Source organism: Gemmata obscuriglobus (genome assembly GCF_008065095.1).
Taxonomy (GTDB): domain Bacteria; phylum Planctomycetota; class Planctomycetia; order Gemmatales; family Gemmataceae; genus Gemmata; species Gemmata obscuriglobus.
The window spans coordinates 5641345-5660735 of the sequence record NZ_CP042911.1; the positions used below are offsets into that span (position 1 = coordinate 5641345).

The following is a 19391-nucleotide window of genomic DNA, read 5'->3' on the forward strand; positions in this document are numbered from 1 at the left end:
AAACGACAGGGCTCAGCATGAACCGCGCATGGACGCTGGCCGCTTTCGTCACCGTGGCGGCCGCCCTTCTCACCGCACAGGCCAGCGGCCAGCCGAAGCCGCCCGCGGCCGTGCCGGCGGTGGCCGACCCGCTGCGGACCGCGCTGGAGAAGCGGGGCTACGTCGCCGTCCCGCTCAGCGAAGACGAGGGGCCACGGTTCACGGTCGCATGCCGGGTCGGCAACAAGCCGTGTCGGTTGCTCCTCGACACGGGGGCGGAGACATCCACGCTCGACGCGGCCTTTGTCAAGAACCTCGGCCTGAAGCCCGGGGGCGAACTCCCGTCCGTCGGCATCGGAGGTATCGAGAAGGGCCATGAGGTTTCCGTTCGGGGACTGTTGATCGGCGACTTCGATACGAGGACCATGGCCCACACCCTGCCCCTCCGATCTGTCGATCTTTCGGCCCGCAACCCCGCCCGGGACCGTCGCAAGCACGAACGGATCGAAGGAGTCTTGGGCGACGGGGGTTTGAAGCTGACCGCCGCAGTCATCGACTACCCCAACCGAACACTCTATTTGCGCACGCCGCTCGCCGGCCTGTGGCCCGAAATCGAGGGGCGGTGGGTCGCGACCGGCGGTCAGGAGGACGGGCGCGTGCGGCCGATCGACCCAAAAGCCCCTCCCCGACTGGAGTTCAAGGACCGACGGCTCTACCTCACCGACGGGACCAAACGGCACACCTTCGGCCTTCACGTCAGACCGGAGGCGGATCACTACACGTTGGTTTTCTTCGACCCCGAGAAGGAACTCGCCAAGGAGCTGAAGTACGAGGCCGGCGGGTTGTTGAAGGTGTCGGGCGGCAAGCTAACGGTTTGCCTCTGTCTCGACCCGCTCAAGGCGAAAAAGGGCGAAGAGTTCCCAGAGGATTTCAAGACGGCGACCGGTAGCGGTCACCTTCTATTGGAATTCCAGCGCGAGAACGCGGCCGGTCGGCCCCTTGCGGCACCCGATCCGCTGCGGACCGTGCTGGAAAAGCGGGGCTACGTCGCAGTCCCGCTCACCGAGGAGGAAGGCGGGTGGGGTTTCATCGTCGGGTGCAAGTGCGGAACCGAAGCCGCCCGCCTGCTCCTCGATACGGGCGCCGAAGTTTCCGCCCTGGACGCGAGCGTGGTCAAGAAGTTGGGACTGAAGCCCGGGCGGGAGGTCACCGGAGTGGGCACCGGGGGCGAGCTAGACGGCGCAGAAGTCTCCCTCCGGGGTCTGTCGCTCGGTGACTTCGACACGAGAACCACGACCGACACGATCACGTTGGCCGCGTTCGACTTTTCCGCCATGAATAACGCATTAGTCCAACGCCGCAAGGCGCGGCCGATCAACGGGCTCTTGGGCCAGGCGCACCTGCGATCTTACGCCGCGGTCATCGACTACGCGGCCCCCGCTCTGTACCTGCGGACGCCCCTGGCCGGGCTGTGGCCGGCGGTCGAGGGGCGGTGGGTGGCGACCGAAGGACAGGAGGACGGCCGGGCGCGTCCGATCGACGCCGCGGCCCCTCCCAGACTGGAGTTCAAGAACCGCACTCTCCAATTGACCGACGGGAAGAAGCAGTATCGCTTTGGCGTTCACGTCCTACCGGTCAAAAACGGCCACGCGATGTGGCTCTTCGATCCCGAAAAGGAGTTGGCCAAGGAGTTGGACTACCAAGCGGTCGGCATTTTGAAGGTCGTTGATGGCCGGCTCACGGTGTGCCTGTGCTTGGATTTGGCAACGGCCGCCAAGGGGATGCCCGACGACTTCAAAGCTCCGGCCGGCAGCGGTCGCCTCGTGTTGGAGTTTCGGCGCGAGAAGTGATCGCAACCAGAATGGTTCGCCCCAGCCGCGGGGTGCTTCGCACCGGCCGCGATCGGATGAAACCGCATCCGATACCGCTCACCCAGGTCGGAGGTGGGCGAGTCGGTTCGGTGAACGGCTCATCCGTAGCCCATAATCCGCGGCCACGGCTTGTAGCCGCGATCACCAGCCCCCGCCGTTCACGCAGAAGCCGCTTTACTTCCCTGACATGTCAGCAACAACGTTCAGCACCCGCACGACCGATGCGCAATCGCCAAATGATCCGTGCGGGTGTTTCGAGATGGGTGATCTTCGGCGTGAACTCCGGACGCGACCGCGGCCCCAGCGAGCAGCGGTTCGTAAGCGTGCGGCTTACCGCAGCGGTTCAGCGTCCGTTGCAACGAGGTACGGTTTCTGAAGCCCGGTTCGGGATGTCGGCGAACCATACACGTTCACACGCCGCCCAAGGTAACGGTTCAGATCAACGCCCGCACCGGCGGCGACGTACAGTTCTACCACGCCTTGCGGGGTTTCGAGCATGTAGAGTTGACGGTTCGGGCCGTCCGGCGTCATGTTCGACCGCCGGAGCGTACCCGCGTGCCACCCGCCCCGCTCTTGCGGATCGGCGGCGGGGGGCAACGGCTCGGGAACCCCGACCGTCACCCGGCGCTCGCCGCTGCTGCTGGGACGCGCCACAAGTTCGTCCCGTCCCGCCGGCCGCACAGCGTTCGGCACTGGCGTCGCCGTGGCCGTGCGGGTCGTGCCGCGCTGCTTCTCGTGGATGGCGTGGACGCGGGTGAAGCACAGGGTCGCAATGTCGTAGTCGCCGTTCGTCCGGCGTATTTCCGCGGCGTACTGGTAGTAGAGCTTTTCCGCATCACTGAGCCGGTTCTCGCGCTCGGCCGCTTCCGCCTGTGCCCAAAGCGGGTGGTTCACGATGGGCTTGCTTGCGGTTGCGCTGTCGGCGGCCGCAGGTGTAACCGCGGGGCCTGGGACGGACGCAATCGCTCCACCCGCGGGCGTCGCGGACAACGGTTTCGCCCCGGCATCCGCACCAGGGGGCAAGGGGGTTATCGTTTCGTTGACGCGAACGGTGTAGCTGCTACTTGCGGCCTTTTCGAGCTGCAATGCGGTCTTGGGCAGGTAGCGAAAGTCTCCCGCGGGCGACTGGACCATGTACCACGTTTTGCCCTGATAGGTCGCTTTCGGCCCGAGCAAGACGAGTTCCGTGCCGTGCGGGATCTTGACGCGGCGAATGTCGAGCGGTTGGTTGACGCCGACTTTACCGGCTGCCAGAGTAACGTCGTCCCCATCGCTGTGGACGATCACGTTTCGTGGAACGGCCAGTTCGCGCGTCGGTTCTCCGCCAAGTTCGGCGCTTTCGCGGGCAGGGTCTCGAATGAAGTGGGTTTGTACCCAGCTCACGGAAGTACCGTAACTGGTTACGGCGAGCCAACCGTTCCCCTCGTCCTTTTCCACGAGGACCGTGGCGCCTTTGCGGAGCGTACCGGTATCGGGGAAGCTGTCAGTAGGGCCGGCGCGCAGTTTGACCTCTTCATCGATCACAACTGCTTTATAAGGTTGCGATTCCGCCGACGCGGTGACCGCAAAAGACAGCGCGAGCAACCCGACGAGCGGGATTCGGAGCATGGGGGATTCTCCGGGTCAGTGCTCATGGATTCGAGCGTTACTCCACGCATACCATGACCCCGGAACCGATCAAGGTCGGTCGGCGGCGGCGCAAGGGTCCTATCCTGACGGGGACGCTCCTAACCCGGATTCTCCTTACCTCCTCGGTGCCCGATGTCGAACCCCACGCTCGCCGAACTTGCGCGCATGTTCGATCACTCACTGCTCCAGCCGAACTTGACCGACGCGGACCTGGAGCGCGGTTGCCTGCTGGCGCGCGAGTTGGGAGCCGCGTCGGTGTGCATCAAGCCCTACGCCGTTCGCCTCGCGGCCAAACTGCTCGCGGGGAGCACCGTTCAGGCGAGCACCGTCATCGGGTTCCCGCACGGCGCGCACCTTACGGCGGTCAAGGTGTTCGAGGCCGAACGCGCGATGGACGACGGGGCCACCGAACTCGATATGGTCGTCAACATCGGCAAGGTGCTGAGCGGCGAGTGGAACTACGTCGCCGACGACATCGCGGCGGTGGTGCGTGCGGCTCACGACCGGGTCGCAAAGGTGAAGGTGATCTTCGAGAACGCTTACCTGAAGGACGAACACAAGCGCGAGTTGTGCCGGATTTGCGGCGAGGTGCGTGCCGACTGGGTGAAGACGAGCACCGGCTACGCCGAAACCGGTGCCACGATCGAAGACTTGAAACTGATGCGCGAGCACAGCCCGGCGTGGGTACAAGTAAAGGCCGCAGGCGGCGTTCGCACGTTCGAGAAGTTAATGGAGGTGCGGGCGATCGGGGTGACCCGGGTCGGCGCCACCGCGACGAAAGCCATCCTCGACGACGCGAAGGCAAAGGGCGTTGTGTAGCGCCCCTCACGGACAAATGCGGTTCGTGGCCCCCTGCGCCTCCAGAGCCTCGAATTCCGTCTCCATCTCGTCGTAGTAATCGGATAACTGAATGTGAGCGTGCCGGGCACACCAGTCGTCAAACGGACCGAGCGCGCCCGGCTTGTCAAGCACTGATTCACCCAAGCTCACCACAAGCCGGTTCGGGCGGTGTCGGGTGGGATCGAGTACCGCCAGCGCGTCAGCAACACCGCGCGATTGGTAGGTGATGAGGTACGCAAGTGCGACACTTCGCCCTATCCGATTCAAGAGTAACTACTTTCTGTAGCCGGCCTCACAGAGGCCGGTGCGATACGACCGATGTCGCACCGGCCTCTGTGAGGCCGGCTACAGAATACGGCGTGCATACTCATCAACCGGATTCGGTATCACCCGCGCCCCCGAGCCGACCCGTGTGACGCGGCACGGCCTACGAGGCTCCAGCGCCGCGCGCAGGTCCGCTGCAGTGCTGATGGCAGGAGAGCGTTTCGGCTCGTCCTCCGATCACCCGCGAAGCAGATCGCGGATAGGCCACACTTTCACGCACCCGTCACCGCCGGCGCTGAACAGTTTCTCCCCGTCCGCCGAAACCGCCAGCCCCGCAATCGGGCCGAGGTGCCAGTCGAACCGGGCGTGCGGCCGGAGCGAGCCCGCCTCGAAGACGTACAACTGGCCCTCGTAAGTTCCGGCGTAAACGAATTCGCCGCCCGGATCGGCCGCAACCGCCGTGACGAGTCCCAAGCGACTGGGCGGGACGGACCGGCTGCTGTTCGCGAGCAGCGCCCCGGTGGCGATGTCCAGCGCCCGAAGCCCCTGGTTCCACACGAACACCCGCCGGCCGTCGTGCGAAAAGGTGCCGAGCGGCGCCTCACCGAGGTCCATCAGCCGGCGCCCGGAGTTGATGTCGTAGACCCGTCCGGGGCTCCCACACTGCAAGAATTGCGATCCGTCGGGCGACACCGCGCTCTGTGCGGTGCCCACGTCCGCGACGAACCCCCGCACCCGCTCGCCCGACGGCACCCGCACCAGTTCGGCGTGTCCCGTACCGGTCGTCGAGCGGTAGGCGTGAGCCAGTACGAGGTCGGGCTCCGGAAGCGTGTGGACCGCCAGCACCGCCGCCCCGAACGGGTGCTCCGTCTCGACGCGCACGGGCTGATCGCCGGAGAGGTCGAACACCGTCACCTCGTACCCGTCAGCGGCCCAGGCCCCGCCGACGATCAGGTGCCGGGCGTCGGACGTGAACCCGACGGACAGCACCCGCTGGTCGAACGTCATCGTCGTGCGGGTCCGGTCCACGATGTCCCAGTAGGAAACGCGGGTGTCGCCCTCGCGCGCCGCCACCCGGCTCCCGTCCGGGGCGCAGGCCACCGCCCGCAGCGGTTCGCGGTCCCCGTACAGCACGCCCGGGAAGTTCGCCCGCAGCCCGTCGGGGCCGAGTTCCTCCTTGCGGTCGAAGCACGGGCCGCACATCGGCCCCATCCAGCTCAGCGACTCCGGGGTCCCTACCGCCCCGCAGCCGCACGCGCACACGACCTGTTCGGCGCCGTTCAGTGTGCGGCGGCACACGTACTCGGGGTACGCGTGGAACAGCGGCGGCCGTTTCTCAAGATCCTCCTTGTAGAGCAGCCGCTTCGCCTCGTCGTGCTCGACCCGCCGGCCACGCACCACCACGTGCTTGCGCCCGATGGCGTCGGTCCACCACGCCGCGAGCACCTGCGTCGCCGGGACGCCCCCGCGCCCGCCGCGGAACATCTGGTGCCCCTCCGGCGCGCCGGCGATCGCCCGGGCGCACTTCTTCCACCGCGCCGGGTTGTCGTCGAGCAGCCGCGACCGGCACCGCTTGTTCGCCGCCTCCGTGGCCCGCGTGATGGTTTCAACGACGGCCTCTTCGTCCGGGTCGATGAGTCGCACTTCGTGCTTGAGCATGGGTTACCGGAGCGTGGGCCACTGGCCCGCTCGCGCCCTTTCAGAATCGCCCGGAATAAACGCCGAACGCACCGCCGCCCGGCCGAAGCGCCGCGGCCCCTAGAATGACCGCGTGCCCGATGTTCATTCTAACTCCACGCGTGTATCGTCATGTCTGCCGACCCCTTGTTGCAAAGTCAGGTGCCCGGACACACCCCGCGGCGCGGCAAAGTGCGCGACGTGTACGACCTCGGCGACACCCTCGTCATCGTCGCGACCGACCGCATCAGCGCGTTCGACTGGGTGCTCCCCACGCCGATCCCGGGTAAGGGCCAGATCCTCACCCAGATGACGCTGTTCTGGTTCAAGTGGCTCAACATCCCGAACCACCTCATCAGCGCGAACCTCTCTGATTTGCCGCCGGCGTTCCAGCGCGAGGAACTCGAGGGGCGCGTCATGCTCGTGAAAAAGGCCACCGTCGTGCCGGTGGAGTGCGTTGCGCGCGGCTACCTGCTGGGGTCCGTCTGGAAGGAGTACCAGCGCCACAGCACCGTCTGCGGGCTCGCGCTCCCGAAGGGGCTGCGGCTCGCGAGCAAACTGCCCGAACCGCTGTTCACCCCCGCGACCAAGGCCGAGGACGGCGCGCACGACGAGAACATCACGTTCGAGGTGATGGCGAAAGCGGCCGGGGCCGACACCGCGGCCGAGCTGAAAGCGAAAACCCTCGACGTGTACCGCCGCGCGGCGGCGCACGCCGAGAGCCGCGGCATCATCCTCGCCGACACGAAGCTCGAATGGGGCCGGCTCCCGAGCGGCGAGTTGATCCTGATTGACGAGGTGCTGACCCCGGACAGCTCGCGGTTCTGGCCCAAGGACCGGTACCGCGAGGGGGAATCGCCGTCGTCGTTCGACAAGCAGTTCGTGCGCGACTGGCTCGAAGCGAGCGACTGGGACAAGGCCAGCCCGCCGCCGGTGCTGCCGGAAGGGGTGGTGAACAGCACCCTCGACAAGTACCGCGAAGCGCTCGACCGGCTCACGAGCTGACGTTGTTCTCGGTGCAACGCGGGCGCCCGCTCTTGGCCCCGCACACGAGAAAACTCCTCAGCAGATTGACACGCAAACCCGAAAGCGGGCGGGACGCCCGCGCTCCACAGAGAACGACGTGCCCACGTCACACGACCTCGACCTGACCGCCCTCGCCCGCTGGGCCAACGAGCGCGTCCCCGACGCGCTGTTCTGGACCGTCAGCGGGTCGCACAGTTACGGGTTCCCGTCCGCGGACAGCGACATCGACCTGCGCGGGTGCTTCCGCGCGCCGCTCCGCGCCCTCGCGGGGCTGCGCCCGCCGGCCGAAACCCTGGAGCCGAAGGGGACGCTCGACGGGCGCGAGGTCGAGGCGGTGGCGCACGAGGCCGGCAAGTACCTGCGGATGCTGTGCAAGCACAACGGCTACGTTCTGGAACAGGTGTTCTCGCCGCTCGTGGCGCACGGGGCGGATTTCCTCGCGCGGCTGCGCCCCGTGGCCGCGAAATGCGTGACGAAGCACTGCTACAACCACTACCGGGGGTTCCTGCACACCCAGCGGCAGCAGTTCGAGAAGGAAAGCCCCAAGCGCGCCAAAACGCTCCTGTACGCGTACCGGGTGGCCCTCACCGGGGTTCACCTGCTCGAAACGGGCGAGGTGGAAACGCACCTGCCCACGCTCAACGAGCGGTTCAAACTCCCCTTCGTCCCCGAACTGATCGAGCGCAAGGCGGGCGCCGAGTTCGGTGCCCTGAGCGCCGTCGATGTCGAGTTCCACACCCGCCAGCTTACCGAATGGGAGCACCGGCTCGCCGCCGCGCACGAAGCGAGCACGCTGCCGACCGACGCGCCCGCACACGAACTGAACGCGCTGCTGCTCGAACTGCGCGACCTGCGCTGAACTCACCCATGAACCCACCTGCGGTGTCGCGTTCTTGACGAGCCGCGACCGCCAGGGAGTGGTGCCACGTCTCCCGCTCCCTGGCGGTCGCGGCTCGTCAAGAACGCGGCAATACTACCGGCTACGTGTATCAGAAACGGCACAGGCGCGACGGCGTGGGGTGCGGACGGCCGCGCACGTGCCGCGTGCGTCATACCAAATCCGATTGAAGAGTATCGGTGATTGGGAGCGCCACCCGCCGGCTGACACCGGCGGTTCGACCGCGGCTCGTCGAACCGCCGGTGTCAGCCGGCGGGTGCAACCGACGCACTGCCGAGTAGTTACTCTTCAAGCGGATTTGGTATCAGACGGTCCCGCGCGCCGGGTTGGCGAGCGGTGGGGTCTTGCTCCGACAACCCAGACACAAACGCGAAACGCCCCTGCTGTAAGGCCCGGAGCGACCAGACGCCCCCAAGAATCGCAGAGAACCGGCCCCCCCAAGTTAAACTCACTCGCTGCCCTTCCCGTTCAGCCACCACGAATCACGCCGACGGGCATTTGCTACCCGCGGCCGACGAGCGGCATCTGCGTGGCCATGACGGTCATGAACAGCACGTTCGCGTCGAGCGGCAGGCCCGCCATGTACACGACCGCCCGCGCGACGTGTTCCACGTCCATCCGCGGTTCCGGGGCGACGGTGCCGTTCGCTTGAAGCACCCCGCCGGTCATGCGCTCGGTCATCTCGGTGGCGGCGTTCCCGATGTCGATCTGCCCGCACGCGATGTCGTACTTGCGGCCGTCCAGCGCCGCGGACTTCGTCAGACCCGTGATCGCGTGCTTGGTGGCCGTGTAGGGCGCGGAATTGGGGCGCGGGGCGGTTGCCGAAATGGACCCGTTGTTGATGATCCGGCCGCCGCGCGGGGCCTGCCCCTTCATCAGCCGGAACGCCTCCTGCGTGCAAAGGAACACGCCGGTCAGGTTCACGTCAACGACCGTCCGCCACTGGTCGAAGGTGAGGTCCTCCAGCGGCACCGCGGGCGCGCTCACCCCGGCGTTGTTGAACAGCACGTCGAGCCGGCCGAACGCCTCCTGTGTGCGCCCGAAGAGCGCACGAACGGCGGCCGGATCGGTCACGTCTGCGGCGACCGGCAGCACACCGGCACCGGCCGGCGCCAACGCGGCGGTAGCGGCGAGCGCGTCCGCCCGGCGCCCGGCGAGGACCACGCGGTAGCCCTCGCGCACGAGCGCGAGCGCCACCGCGCGGCCGATCCCCGACCCGGCCCCGGTCACCAGGGCCACTTTCCCCGTATGGGACATGACGCCCCCCTTATTTCTGCTTGAGGTGTTTGTCGAAGAAGGCGATCGTCGCCCGCTCGGCGGTCTCGGCGTCCTTACCTTTGAACCCGTGACCGGCGCCTTCGAGCTTGAGCAGTTCGGCCTCCACCCCTGCGGCCTTCAGCTTGTCCACGAGCCACTCGGCCTGTTCGACGTGGACGTACTTGTCCTCGGTGCCGTGGACGCACAGCGTCGGGGCCGCGTTCGGGGTCACCCAGTACAACGGGCTCGCCTTGATGTGCAGCGGCCGCGCCTTCTCCAGGTTCCCGCCAAGGAACAGCGGCAGCACCTCGGCGGCGTCGACGCTCTTGCCGTAGGACTTGGTGAAGTCGCTGGGGCCGTACACGTTCACAACGCACTTCACGGCGCTGGAGAACGTCGAGTTACCGCCCGCCCCTTCAAACTCCTTGACGCCGGCGGTGACGCCAAGGAACTGTGCGAGGTGCCCGCCCGCGGACCCGCCGGTGACGCCGATGCGGTCGGGATCGATGCCGTACTTCTTGGCGTTCGCGCGGAGCCAGCGGATGGCGGCCTTGGTGTCGTGGATCGCGGCCGGGAACGGGTACTTCGGCGCCAGCCGGTAGCTCACCGTGACAGCCACGTAGCCGCGCTCGGCGAGCCGGACGATCTGGCCGTTGTACCCCTCACGCGAGCCGGCGCGGAACCCGCCGCCGTGAATGCACAGCACGCACGGGAACGGCCCGTCGCCCTTCGGCCGGGCGATATTGAGTTGCAGGTGCTGGTCGTCCGGGTTCGTGTACTCGACGCCCTTCTCGAACGTCACCGCGTCCGGAACGGGCGGGTCTTTTTGTGCGAACGCGGGCGAACCGGAGAAGGCAAGGGCGGCGAGGGCGGCAAGCGAGCGGATCATGCGGAGCGGCTCCGGCGCGGGGTGGGAGGTGGCGAGATTGTAACCCCGCCCGCCCGAGCCGCCAGTCCGTTTTCGCGGCACCACGCGCAAAACCGGATGGCCCCCGCGTCACCTCCGCTTCGGGTCGAACCGGTCGCGCACGGGGGCGAAGTCCGCGGCCCGCGCCGCGTACCACTCCAGCCGGCCCGGGTTCTCAAACTCCCCCGCCGAACGGGCCGCTTCCAGGCACCGGACCGCGTTGTCCGCCGCTTCCCGGGCCGCGACCGCACGGTCCTCAGGCGAAAGAGCCGGATCGGCCCCGATCTGCTTGGCGACCAGGCACCAGACGAGCCCCTGTTCGGCCGACGCCCAGCCCGGCTGCCGCTTCCCCAGCGCACACAGCCCGGCGTCGTACGCGCCCCGCCAGTCGCCCGCGCGCAACCGCGCGTGCAACCCGTTCAGCTCCCACCGGGAACGGTTCCGCACCCGCGGGTCCTCGTCGGCGAGTGCCGCCCACTCGTTCGCCGACGCGCGGTGCCGGCCGGTGCGATCATACAGCTCCGCGCGCCCCGCCCGGGCGTCGGAGGCCGCGTCGACCGCCGGACGGAACCCCGGCGCGCGGCGGAGCACCGGCGCGAGCGCCCCCAGCGCTTGGTTGTACCGCTTCTCCGCGTCCGCGGTCAGCTCGCGCGCGCGGAGGCTGTTCGCGTGGCGGATACAGGCCCGGGCCAGTTCGACGCTCAGCCAGGAGTCGGGCGCGTCCGCGGGCTGGGCCGCGAACGACCGCTCCATCGTGCCGACCGCCTCGCGGAACGCCTCGTCGGCGCGGGCGGGGTGGTTCCGGGCGTGCCGGTAGTCCGCCAGCTCGAGCAGCCCCCCCACTCGGGCCGCGGAGTACGGCGCGTCCCGTGGCCCCAGCACCGGGTGCCGGTCCGCGACCTCGAGGGCGGCAGCGAACTGCCTCTCGCCCTCGTCCCAGCGCCCGAGAGCGCCGAGCGCGTGCGCGTACCCCTGGTGGGCCAACTGGACGAGCCGCAGGTGCTCCCCGCCGGCCGGGCCGGTTGTGGGCAGCTCGCGCGCGTGGTCCAGTGCCTTCCGCGCGGCCCGCTCACAGTCGGCGCGGTTCCCGCGGCGGTGCAGCAGCCGCGCCCAACGGTCGTACAGTTCGCGCGCGCGGCGCCGCTCCGCCCCTTCGAGCGGGTGCCGGAGCTTCGCCCGCTCCGCCACCACACCTTCGATCAGCCCGGCGGCCTCGCGGTACGCCCGCTCGGCCTCGTCGAGGCGCCCGAGGCTCGCCAGCGCCCCCGCCGCGCACATGAGCGATTCGCACCGCCGCCCCCGCGCGTCCGGGTTCGCCGGTTCCTTCCGCGCCCACCGCCCGGCCGCGTCGGCCGCCGCCCCGTATTCCGCCGCCGCCCCCGCATGGTTGTCGTTACGGGCCTCCAGGTAGCCCAGCCAGTGCGACACGTCGGCGAGCATCTGGAGCCACTCGGGCGTGTCGGACTTGCCGGCCAGCACGGAGGTGCAGAACGCGCGACCGGACTCCAGCAGCAGGAGCCGGGTGCCGCGCAGCTCGTCGTCCGCGAACCGCGGCTCGCGGGCCAGCTCGCGGACCGCGTCGCAGATCACCCGCCCCGCGACGCGCAGGTCGGCTTCGGACTGGTTCCGGGCCGCGTCCGCGTGGCCCTGTTGCTTCACCGCGGCGGCGTGCTCCGCCAGCGCGGTGGCTTGTTCCCGCTCGGCAGCGGCCAGCGCGCGGGCCAGTTCGTCCCGGGTCCGCTCGGCGGCGGCGCGCTGCTCCTCCGCCTCGCGCCGCGCCGCGTCGGCGGTGTCGCGGGCCGCGCGCTCGCCGTTGCGCGAGTGCAGCAGCTCCAGAGCCATCCCGCCGGTGAGCAAGCAGCCGGCGCTGGAAATGAGAAGGAAGCCGGCCGCGACGGGGTGGCGCCGACTCCACCGCCACGCCCGCCCCGCCGGCCCCACCGGGCGCGCGGCGATCGGCTTGGCGCCCAGATAGCGGTCCAGGTCGTCCGCCAAGTCGCGCGCCGTCGCGTACCGCCGCGCCGGGACTTTCTCCAGGCACTTCGCCACGATCACCGCCAGGTCGCGGGGCGCCCGCGGTGCGAGGCGGCGCACGTCCGGGGCTTCGGTGCGGAGGATCTGGTTCAGGACGTCCGCGGCGTCCGAGCCGGCGAACGGGGGGCGCCCCGCGAGCATTTCGAACAGCAGCGCGCCGAGCCCGTACACGTCCACACTGGGGCCCGGCGGCGCCCCGCTGACCTGCTCCGGTGCCATGTAATTCGGGGTCCCGCACAGCACCCCGGTGCCGGTCAGGTCGGTGCCCCCGGCGAGCGCCTTCGCGAGCCCGAAGTCGGTCACCTTGGGGCGCACGTTCGGAAGCTGCAGCCCGTCGGTCCCGTCGCTGTTGCCGGGCCCCGCCCCCGAACCCGCCACCTGCGCGAGCAGGATGTTGGCGGGCTTGAGGTCGCGGTGAATGATCCCCCGCTCGTGCGCGTGGTGGATCGCGCGGGCCACGGCCGATGCCAGCCGGGCCGCGTCCCGCGCCGCGACCGGGTGCCCGTTCTGCCACTGCCGGAGCGTGCCGCCTTCGACCAACTCCAGTGCCATGTATGCGAACCCGGCACACTCGCCGACGTCGTACACCTGCACGATGTTCGGGTGGTGCAGCCGTGCCCCGGCTTCGGCCTCAATGCGGAACCGGGCCTTGTCTTCGTCGCGCGCGAGCGGCCCGCCCAGGATCACCTTCAGCGCCACGAGCCGATTCAGGCCGAGGTGCCGCGCTTTGTACACGACGCCCATGCCGCCGCGCCCGAGTTCGTCGAGGATCTCGTAACCCGGGAACGTGACCGGCGCGCGTGCCCGCGTGCCCGCGCCGGTCGGCACGCTGAAGAGTGTCCGTTCCGCGGTTTCGTCCGGCGGGGGCAGGGTGGAAACGGGTTCGGCGGGTACGGGACACGCGTGGGCCTGTTGTGGCCAGCGTCTGATGATTCGCGACATCGCCGCTCCGGGCGTTGGTGGTTCTCACCCAACCATACAACCGGCTACCGCCGGAGGCGCGCAGAGCGAACTTCACTTTTTCAGACTGCGGGGGGTCCCGACACGGTTTGCGTCGCAGCAGGGCCGTTCCTTGTTTCACGCCGCGCTGTTGAGGTCCGAAGTGAACATACGTTGTTGTTCTTCCCTGCTTCGGCACACGCCGTGTGGAACAAGGAACGGCCCTGTCCGCGAAGTGATCTTGTCTAGCTGAGTGCCCGTCGCTATGGCGGGCGGAACTATGAAAACAACCTATTACCTCGTCACGGGCGCGGCTGTGGCCGTGGCCGCGCTGGTCGTGTACGCCCAGCTCCCGAATCTGAACGGCCCACTGCCGCCGGTCGAAGCGGCCGTGAACGCCGCGCCACCGGCCGATGTACCGCGTCTGCCGCTGCCCGCCGTCCCGGCCCCGCCGGATGAACCGCTGGGTATGCCCACAGCCCAGGCCAAACCGGACGAACGGCCGTCCCTCCCGATCCCGAGCGGCGCATCATCGGCCGAACTCGCGGCACCGCCACACGTGACACCGGTCGCACACAGCGACCCGGTTGGCACAGCACTCCCCCCTCTGCCGGTGATTCCGGCCGCGGCGGCAGTTCCACCGAGCTTGCCCGAGCTGCCGATCCCAACGGTTGCGGGTGCCGTGCCGGTGCCGCCGCCCGCCCCTCCGGTGAGCGTGCCCCCAGTTCCGGCGCCGGAACTTGTAATCCCGACTCCCTCGGTCCCGCCCCCGCCTCCGGCTTCAGAACCTGCGCCCTCTGCGGCACCGGTTCTGCCGCTCCCGACTCCGGATCCGATCCCGGGCTCCAAAGTGGAGGCCGTGCCCCCTCCCCCGGCGGTCCCACCGCTGCCGGCTCCGGCCCCCGCGCCTGCGGCACCGGGAACGGCCGAGCGCCCGGCCGTCCCGTCGGCCAAGCCCGACGCGCCGGTTGATCCGGTCGTACTGCCGAGCCCCGCGCCGCAACCGGTTCCCACGCCGCCCGCAGCTCCCGCGCAGCCCCTCCCGGTCCCGACACCGGTGCTGCAACCGCCGGTCCAGACGGCTCCAGCCGCCCTCGCGCTCGCAGTCGTCGGTGGCAGCACGCCGGCGCACGAAGAAGCACTTCCCGGGACAAAATATGTCGTTCTGAAAGATGACAAGATCATTGAGGGAGGGGTGACGCTTCGCGGCGATATCGTCGTCGTTCGTCAGGGGGCGTTGGACCTACAATTTGGGAAGGGGCAAGTACAGTTCGTCGCGAACAACAAGGATGAGGTGTACAAGTTCCAGCTCGCGAAGGTGCCGGCGACCGACGCCACGGCTCGGTTGAAGGTCGCGCGGTGGTGCATGTTCAGTGGCCTCCGCGAGCAGGCCCTCGCCGAGGCGCGTGAGGTGCAAAAGCTGCAACCGGCGAACGCCGACGCGGCGTCGCTCGTGCGCTCCCTGGAGCTCATGCTGCAACAGTTCCCGTCCGGCGCTGCTGTCAAAATGAACACGCCCGCGCCGCCGAACTTCCCAACGCAACTGTCCGCACGCCCGACCGCGCCAGCGGGTCCGAACGACTGCGACCCGGACCTGCCGCCCGAAGCGATCAAGCTCTTCGCGACGAAAGTGCAGCCGATTCTGGCGAATCAATGCGCCGAGTGCCACGCGAAACCGGACATTGCTGGGGCGTTCAAGATGGCCCGAGTCGATCCGGCCAACGCGACACCGAAGGCGACACGGGCGAACCTGTGGACCGTCGCCGGGCAACTGCGCAAGGACGACCCGGCGGCCAGCCCGCTGCTCCTAAAATCGCTCCAGGCGCACGGCGGGCAGCGGGCGCCGTCGTTCGCCACGCGTCAGGCGGTTGCTTACCGAACACTCGAAGCCTGGGTCGCAATCACGGCTGCAAAAACGGCTCCGATGATTCCTGCCGCTTCGGAAGTGTCCACGCCAGCCGCTCCGGTTCCGGTAGCACCTGCGCCCGCGTTTCCGCCGGTCGGAGTACCTGCGATCGAGCCGTCCCTTCCGCCGGCCGGTCCGGCGGTGGTTCCAGTTCCGACCACCCCGGCCGTTCCTTCCGTCCCCGCGCCGGCAGTTCCGGCGGCACCCGCCCCGAGCGTCGATCCGGGTATGTCGCCCGCGATTCCGTCGGTTCCGTTGGCGGCTCCACCGGCCCCCGCTCTACCTTCGGTGCCCGCGGTTCCGTCGGTGCCGGCCACACCAGGGGTTCCGAGTGCTCCGTCGGTCCCGTCCGCAGCCCCGCCGCTCCCGGCGATTCCGGCTACCGCGCCGGCGCTGCCGAAGCCGCCCGCTTTGCCCGCGGCACCGCCGATCCCGCCGGCCAGCGGGTTCGGTGAGGCAACTCCGCCCAAGCCGACCGGGCCGGTGGGCGGCGACGAATTCGACCCGGCCGGATTCAATCAACCGAAGAAGTAGTCAACTGCCCGTAACGCCGGACGTGCCGGGGCCGAAGATCCATTATGTGGTTCTTCGGCCCCGGCACGTCCGGCGTTACGAATTACAGAGAGGAAAAGTTGCGGAGCATCTGAACACCGATCCGCTGACTTTTCTCAGGGTGGAACTGTGTCGCGTAGACGTTGCCCTTCCACACCACCGAGCAAAACGGTGCGGGGTAATCGGCGGTCGCCACAACGATCTCACCTGCGGCTGGGGCTGCGAAATACGAGTGGACGAAGTACACCGCCGGGTCCGCGGGCAGTCCCTGGAACAGTGGGCAATCGGGCCTGACCAGCTTCAACGTGTTCCAGCCCATGTGCGGCACCTTCAGCGCCGGCGACGGGGGAAACTTAACAACGTCCCCCTGGAACACATTCAACCCGGCGTGAACACCGTCTTCGTGGCTGCGCGAGAAGAGCAACTGCATTCCGAGGCAAATGCCGAGGAACGGGCGGCCCGCGTCAATGTGGCGCCGCACGGCCTCGTCGAGTCCCGTCTCGCGCAGCCGCGCGATGGCGTCTCGAAACGCACCGACCCCCGGTAGGACCACGCGCGACGCCGTCGCCACATGCTTCGGGTCGCCGCTGATCGTGGCGTTATGGCCGACCTGCTCGAACGCCTTCTGGACGCTCCGCAGATTCGCCATCCCGTAATCCACGATCACTGTTGCCATCGAACGCACCTCAATTGGGAGAAAAACGCAACACGGTGTTATTTTACCGCGGTCAAAGGCGTCTCCGCCGGCCGGCGCATGAACAGCGCGGCGGCCAGCAACCCGACACCCATGAACCCGCACAACATGAGCATCGTAGTCCCGTCGAAGAACGGGAACTGCAGTTTCGGGCCGAGCCACGGCCACGCGAACCACGTCACCACGACGCCGATCGCCAGCCCCGGGCCGAACGGCAACTCGCGGGGTTGCACCGGCCCGCTCACCGGGGTGCCGGCGGACGAACCTTGGCGCGCGGCCGGAGCCGAGTTCCAACACACCGATTCGAACACTTTCAGCACCAGTGCGGCGACCGCGCCAGTGAACAGCGACAGCATCGGGATCTGCCAGCCGAGGAACGCGCCGGCCATCATCAGCAGGTCCGCATCCCCCAACCCCAGCGCCTCACGCCCGAACCCGGTTTCGAAAAACCACTTGGTCGCCCGAACGACCAGGGACCCAACGAACGCACCGATCACGCTGTTGAGTAGCCCCATCTTCCAACTGCCCGGGGGGGCGGCATCGAACGTCGGCCCCCAAAACGGCCACGGCTGAACGCCGACCGGAATCTTCCCCGCCACGTCGTCGAGGATCCACGAAGTAAAATGGGGCGGGATGGCATCGACGGCCGCAGCCGGTTGCGGCCACGGCCACGGCATCAGCACTCCCCCGATCACGCCGACCGTCATGACCGTATAGGTCACTTGCGCCGGAATGATACGGTGTTCCGCGTCAATGGCCGCAGCGGCGATCAGCCCCGACATGAGGGTGGCATGGTACAGGAACAGCGCCCAGAACCGGGCCGGGGGGAACGCTCCGTCGGCACCAAGGTAGTTGTACTTCATGCCCGGAATGCCGGACCAGTTGAACAGCACTTCGGCGAGAAACAGGGCCAGGAACGCGACCCCGGTTCCGACCTCCACCCACAGGTAGCGGGCGGAAAAGGTGGCACCGCACGCTCGACACCGGCCGCGGAGGCGCAAGAACCCCAGGACCGGAATGTTGTCGGTGAGCCGGATCGGTTGGTAACACGCGAAGCACCGGGACGACGGCCACACGAGGCTCTTTTCGTACGGCAGCCGGGCGATCACAACGTTCAGGAACGACCCGATCATCAGCCCGAGGGTGAAGACCGTCACGCACCAGAACACGGCCGGGAAGTGGAACCACCAGTCCATGACGTGAGGACACCGTTGACGGTTTCAGTGGGGACGGCGATCGGTCCGCGTTTGTGTCGCCACCGACAACTATACCGAGCGTCCCAATATTCGGCCAAAGCGGCCCCCGGATCGCGCCGCGGAACCGGGGCCGGGTGCGGTTACAAGCGCCGGACGGCAATCGCGTCTTTGCCCGTTCCGGAGCCCTCACCTCTCGTGAGCGCCTCATAAACGAACATGACAAAACCTAATCGATCAACCAACCGTCACAAACCACAACCGGTGTCGTAGTTCGCTCTGCTGCGTTCAGGCGCCAACGTTGCGGATGCCCCTTCGCGTTCGCAATTCCGATCGGATTCGGGCCGTCCGGCGGTGGTACTATGAGCTAAAGTAATCGGATGTCTCGGTCGGAGGACCAACCGTGAACGCTCTCCCCCGGCTCGACCAAACGGACTGCTTGCTCGAGGTGGTCCAGCGCCTCTCATCGGTCCGCTCGCTGGCCGAGATCACAGACATCGCGAAGGTCGCGGCCCGGCGCCTCACCGGCGCCGACGGGGCGTGCTTCGTTCTGCGCGACGGGGACAAGTGCTACTACGTCGACGAAGACGCCATCGCCCCGCTGTGGAAGGGCAAGCGGTTCCCGCTCGAGGCCTGTATCAGCGGGTGGGTGATGCTCAACCGCCAGCCGGCTCTGATCCCTGACATTTATGCCGACGACCGGATCCCGCACGACGCGTACCGACCGACGTTCGTGAAGAGTTTGGCAGTGGTCCCGATTCGCTCGCTCGGCCCGGTTGGGGCACTGGCCGTGTACTGGGCTGACACGGCCCGCCCGACGGCCACCGAAGTGCGGTGGCTTCAGTCGCTCGCGGACTCGACCGCCTTGGCTCTTGAATACCTCGAATCGCAGGCCGAAGTGAACAAAGCGCTAGGGGTTGCGAGCTTCTTGGAGGGTGAAAACGCGCGCCTGCGTGACACGGTTAAGCCGGCTGCGCCGGGCGATCTCGTGCGGATGTGTTTCCTTACGAAGCGGTTCGAAATAGGAGGTCGGTGGGTGGCAATCGAGGAACTCCTCGAGTTGTGTTACGGAGTACACGTCACCCACGGGCTGAGCCCCGAAGGGCTGGACCAGATAAGCGCCGGCCGGCGGTGAATGATCCATTTCCGTCGTCGTTGGTCTGGGTCGGTCGATCAGGTGAACCCGCCCGCCGGAGCCGTCCCGTTGGCTTGGTTCCACATCGCGCGGACCGAGGATGAGCAACGGACCGTCAACGCCGAGCGTGACACGGACGTCCGCTGCAAGATGATGGTGTTGTGGGTGCTCCACCACGGCGATACCCGCGAGCGAGCCGCAACCGTTACCGGACTCGGGCGAGCGACCGTCCAGCGGTACGTCCGGACGTACAAGGACGGCAGACTCGACGGGCTCCGCCGATGGGGCGTCACCGGCCCGGTCAGCGCCTTAGCCACCCATTCCGACGTGGTCCGAGCGTCCCTCACGGCCAACCCGGTTCGAACCACCGCCCAGACGGCCGACCGGATCGAGCAGCTGACCGGGATCCGTCGCCAGCCGACTCAATCCCGCGTGTTCTTGGCCGGACTGGGGTTCAGCGATGCGCGTTCGGGCGATCCCGATCCCCCCAAAAAGCGCTCGCCGAGCACTTCGCGACCCAGCGCGGGTTCCTCGGCACGCAACTGAGGCCGGCTTGGATGCGGCCGTCGCCGGGCGTGGGCACGTGTAGT

14 protein-coding genes are annotated in these 19391 nt (G+C 68.2%); 7 read left to right on the plus strand and 7 right to left on the minus strand.

The window, feature by feature from the left end:
- Positions 1 to 17: 17 nt before the first annotated feature.
- The gene (locus GobsT_RS23615; protein ID WP_010046509.1) at positions 18 to 1829 is read left to right on the plus strand and encodes an aspartyl protease family protein; all 1812 of its coding nucleotides are present in this window, start codon (positions 18 to 20) and stop codon (positions 1827 to 1829) included.
- 351 nt (positions 1830 to 2180) lie between these two features.
- On the opposite strand, the gene GobsT_RS23620 is transcribed toward GobsT_RS23615, so the two are convergent.
- The gene (locus tag GobsT_RS23620; RefSeq protein ID WP_010046506.1) at positions 2181 to 3458 is read right to left on the minus strand and encodes an SH3 domain-containing protein; all 1278 of its coding nucleotides are present in this window, start codon (positions 3456 to 3458) and stop codon (positions 2181 to 2183) included.
- 186 nt (positions 3459 to 3644) lie between these two features.
- On the opposite strand from GobsT_RS23620, the gene deoC reads away from it, so the two are divergent.
- Positions 3645 to 4298, plus strand: coding sequence for a deoxyribose-phosphate aldolase (gene deoC, locus GobsT_RS23625; RefSeq protein ID WP_010046504.1), 654 nt, complete (start codon positions 3645 to 3647; stop codon positions 4296 to 4298).
- 522 nt (positions 4299 to 4820) lie between these two features.
- Here the strand turns inward: deoC and GobsT_RS23630 are convergent.
- Positions 4821 to 6242, minus strand: coding sequence for a WD40 repeat domain-containing protein (locus GobsT_RS23630; protein ID WP_010051660.1), 1422 nt, complete (start codon positions 6240 to 6242; stop codon positions 4821 to 4823).
- A gap of 150 nt (positions 6243 to 6392) precedes the next feature.
- Here GobsT_RS23630 and GobsT_RS23635 point away from each other — a divergent pair, with 150 nt between their 5' ends.
- Both GobsT_RS23635 and GobsT_RS23640 read left to right on the plus strand, forming a co-directional pair.
- On the plus strand, positions 6393 to 7265 hold the full coding sequence (locus GobsT_RS23635) for a phosphoribosylaminoimidazolesuccinocarboxamide synthase (protein WP_010051663.1): 873 nt from the start codon (positions 6393 to 6395) through the stop codon (positions 7263 to 7265).
- A gap of 118 nt (positions 7266 to 7383) precedes the next feature.
- Positions 7384 to 8145: a nucleotidyltransferase domain-containing protein gene (locus tag GobsT_RS23640; protein ID WP_010051666.1), complete on the plus strand. Its 762-nt coding sequence runs from the start codon at positions 7384 to 7386 to the stop codon at positions 8143 to 8145.
- Between the two features lie 540 nt (positions 8146 to 8685).
- Here GobsT_RS23640 and GobsT_RS23645 read toward each other — a convergent pair.
- From GobsT_RS23645 to GobsT_RS23655, 3 genes are all read right to left on the minus strand, one after another.
- A complete protein-coding gene (locus GobsT_RS23645) occupies positions 8686 to 9441 on the minus strand; it encodes an SDR family oxidoreductase (protein WP_029601278.1) in 756 nt (251 codons plus the stop codon).
- A gap of 10 nt (positions 9442 to 9451) precedes the next feature.
- Positions 9452 to 10330: an alpha/beta hydrolase gene (locus GobsT_RS23650; RefSeq protein ID WP_010049698.1), complete on the minus strand. Its 879-nt coding sequence runs from the start codon at positions 10328 to 10330 to the stop codon at positions 9452 to 9454.
- Between the two features lie 108 nt (positions 10331 to 10438).
- Positions 10439 to 13324: a serine/threonine-protein kinase gene (locus tag GobsT_RS23655; RefSeq protein ID WP_010049699.1), complete on the minus strand. Its 2886-nt coding sequence runs from the start codon at positions 13322 to 13324 to the stop codon at positions 10439 to 10441.
- 277 nt (positions 13325 to 13601) lie between these two features.
- Here GobsT_RS23655 and GobsT_RS23660 point away from each other — a divergent pair, with 277 nt between their 5' ends.
- Complete coding sequence (locus tag GobsT_RS23660) at positions 13602 to 15761, plus strand: hypothetical protein (protein WP_109570904.1); 2160 nt, start codon at positions 13602 to 13604, stop codon at positions 15759 to 15761.
- A gap of 82 nt (positions 15762 to 15843) precedes the next feature.
- On the opposite strand, the gene hisH is transcribed toward GobsT_RS23660, so the two are convergent.
- Together hisH and GobsT_RS23670 are read right to left on the minus strand one after the other, a co-directional pair.
- Positions 15844 to 16455, minus strand: a complete 612-nt coding sequence (hisH, locus tag GobsT_RS23665; RefSeq protein ID WP_010038879.1) for an imidazole glycerol phosphate synthase subunit HisH — start codon at positions 16453 to 16455, stop codon at positions 15844 to 15846.
- A 38-nt stretch (positions 16456 to 16493) separates the two neighbouring features.
- On the minus strand, positions 16494 to 17669 hold the full coding sequence (locus GobsT_RS23670; protein ID WP_010038878.1) for a prepilin peptidase: 1176 nt from the start codon (positions 17667 to 17669) through the stop codon (positions 16494 to 16496).
- A gap of 400 nt (positions 17670 to 18069) precedes the next feature.
- On the opposite strand from GobsT_RS23670, the gene GobsT_RS23675 reads away from it, so the two are divergent.
- Complete coding sequence (locus GobsT_RS23675; protein ID WP_010038877.1) at positions 18070 to 18801, plus strand: GAF domain-containing protein; 732 nt, start codon at positions 18070 to 18072, stop codon at positions 18799 to 18801.
- A gap of 42 nt (positions 18802 to 18843) precedes the next feature.
- Positions 18844 to 19347 carry a helix-turn-helix domain-containing protein gene (locus GobsT_RS23680; protein WP_162542137.1) on the plus strand — a complete coding sequence of 168 codons (504 nt, stop codon included), beginning with the start codon at positions 18844 to 18846 and terminating at the stop codon, positions 19345 to 19347.
- Positions 19348 to 19391 lie beyond the last annotated feature (44 nt).

Excerpts from the sequence above, each read along its gene's own strand:
- GobsT_RS23645 (WP_029601278.1), bottom strand. The coding sequence starts at position 9,441 with ATGTCCCATACGGGGAAAGTGGCCCTGGTGACCGGGGCCGGGTCGGGG.
- GobsT_RS23615 (WP_010046509.1), top strand. The coding sequence starts at position 18 with ATGAACCGCGCATGGACGCTGGCCGCTTTCGTCACCGTGGCGGCCGCC.
- GobsT_RS23620 (WP_010046506.1), bottom strand. The coding sequence starts at position 3,458 with ATGCTCCGAATCCCGCTCGTCGGGTTGCTCGCGCTGTCTTTTGCGGTC.
- GobsT_RS23670 (WP_010038878.1), bottom strand. The coding sequence starts at position 17,669 with ATGGACTGGTGGTTCCACTTCCCGGCCGTGTTCTGGTGCGTGACGGTC.
- GobsT_RS23630 (WP_010051660.1), bottom strand. The coding sequence starts at position 6,242 with ATGCTCAAGCACGAAGTGCGACTCATCGACCCGGACGAAGAGGCCGTC.
- GobsT_RS23650 (WP_010049698.1), bottom strand. The coding sequence starts at position 10,330 with ATGATCCGCTCGCTTGCCGCCCTCGCCGCCCTTGCCTTCTCCGGTTCG.
- GobsT_RS23660 (WP_109570904.1), top strand. The coding sequence starts at position 13,602 with ATGAAAACAACCTATTACCTCGTCACGGGCGCGGCTGTGGCCGTGGCC.
- hisH (WP_010038879.1), bottom strand. The coding sequence starts at position 16,455 with ATGGCAACAGTGATCGTGGATTACGGGATGGCGAATCTGCGGAGCGTC.
- GobsT_RS23635 (WP_010051663.1), top strand. The coding sequence starts at position 6,393 with ATGTCTGCCGACCCCTTGTTGCAAAGTCAGGTGCCCGGACACACCCCG.
- GobsT_RS23655 (WP_010049699.1), bottom strand. The coding sequence starts at position 13,324 with ATGTCGCGAATCATCAGACGCTGGCCACAACAGGCCCACGCGTGTCCC.
- deoC (WP_010046504.1), top strand. The coding sequence starts at position 3,645 with ATGTTCGATCACTCACTGCTCCAGCCGAACTTGACCGACGCGGACCTG.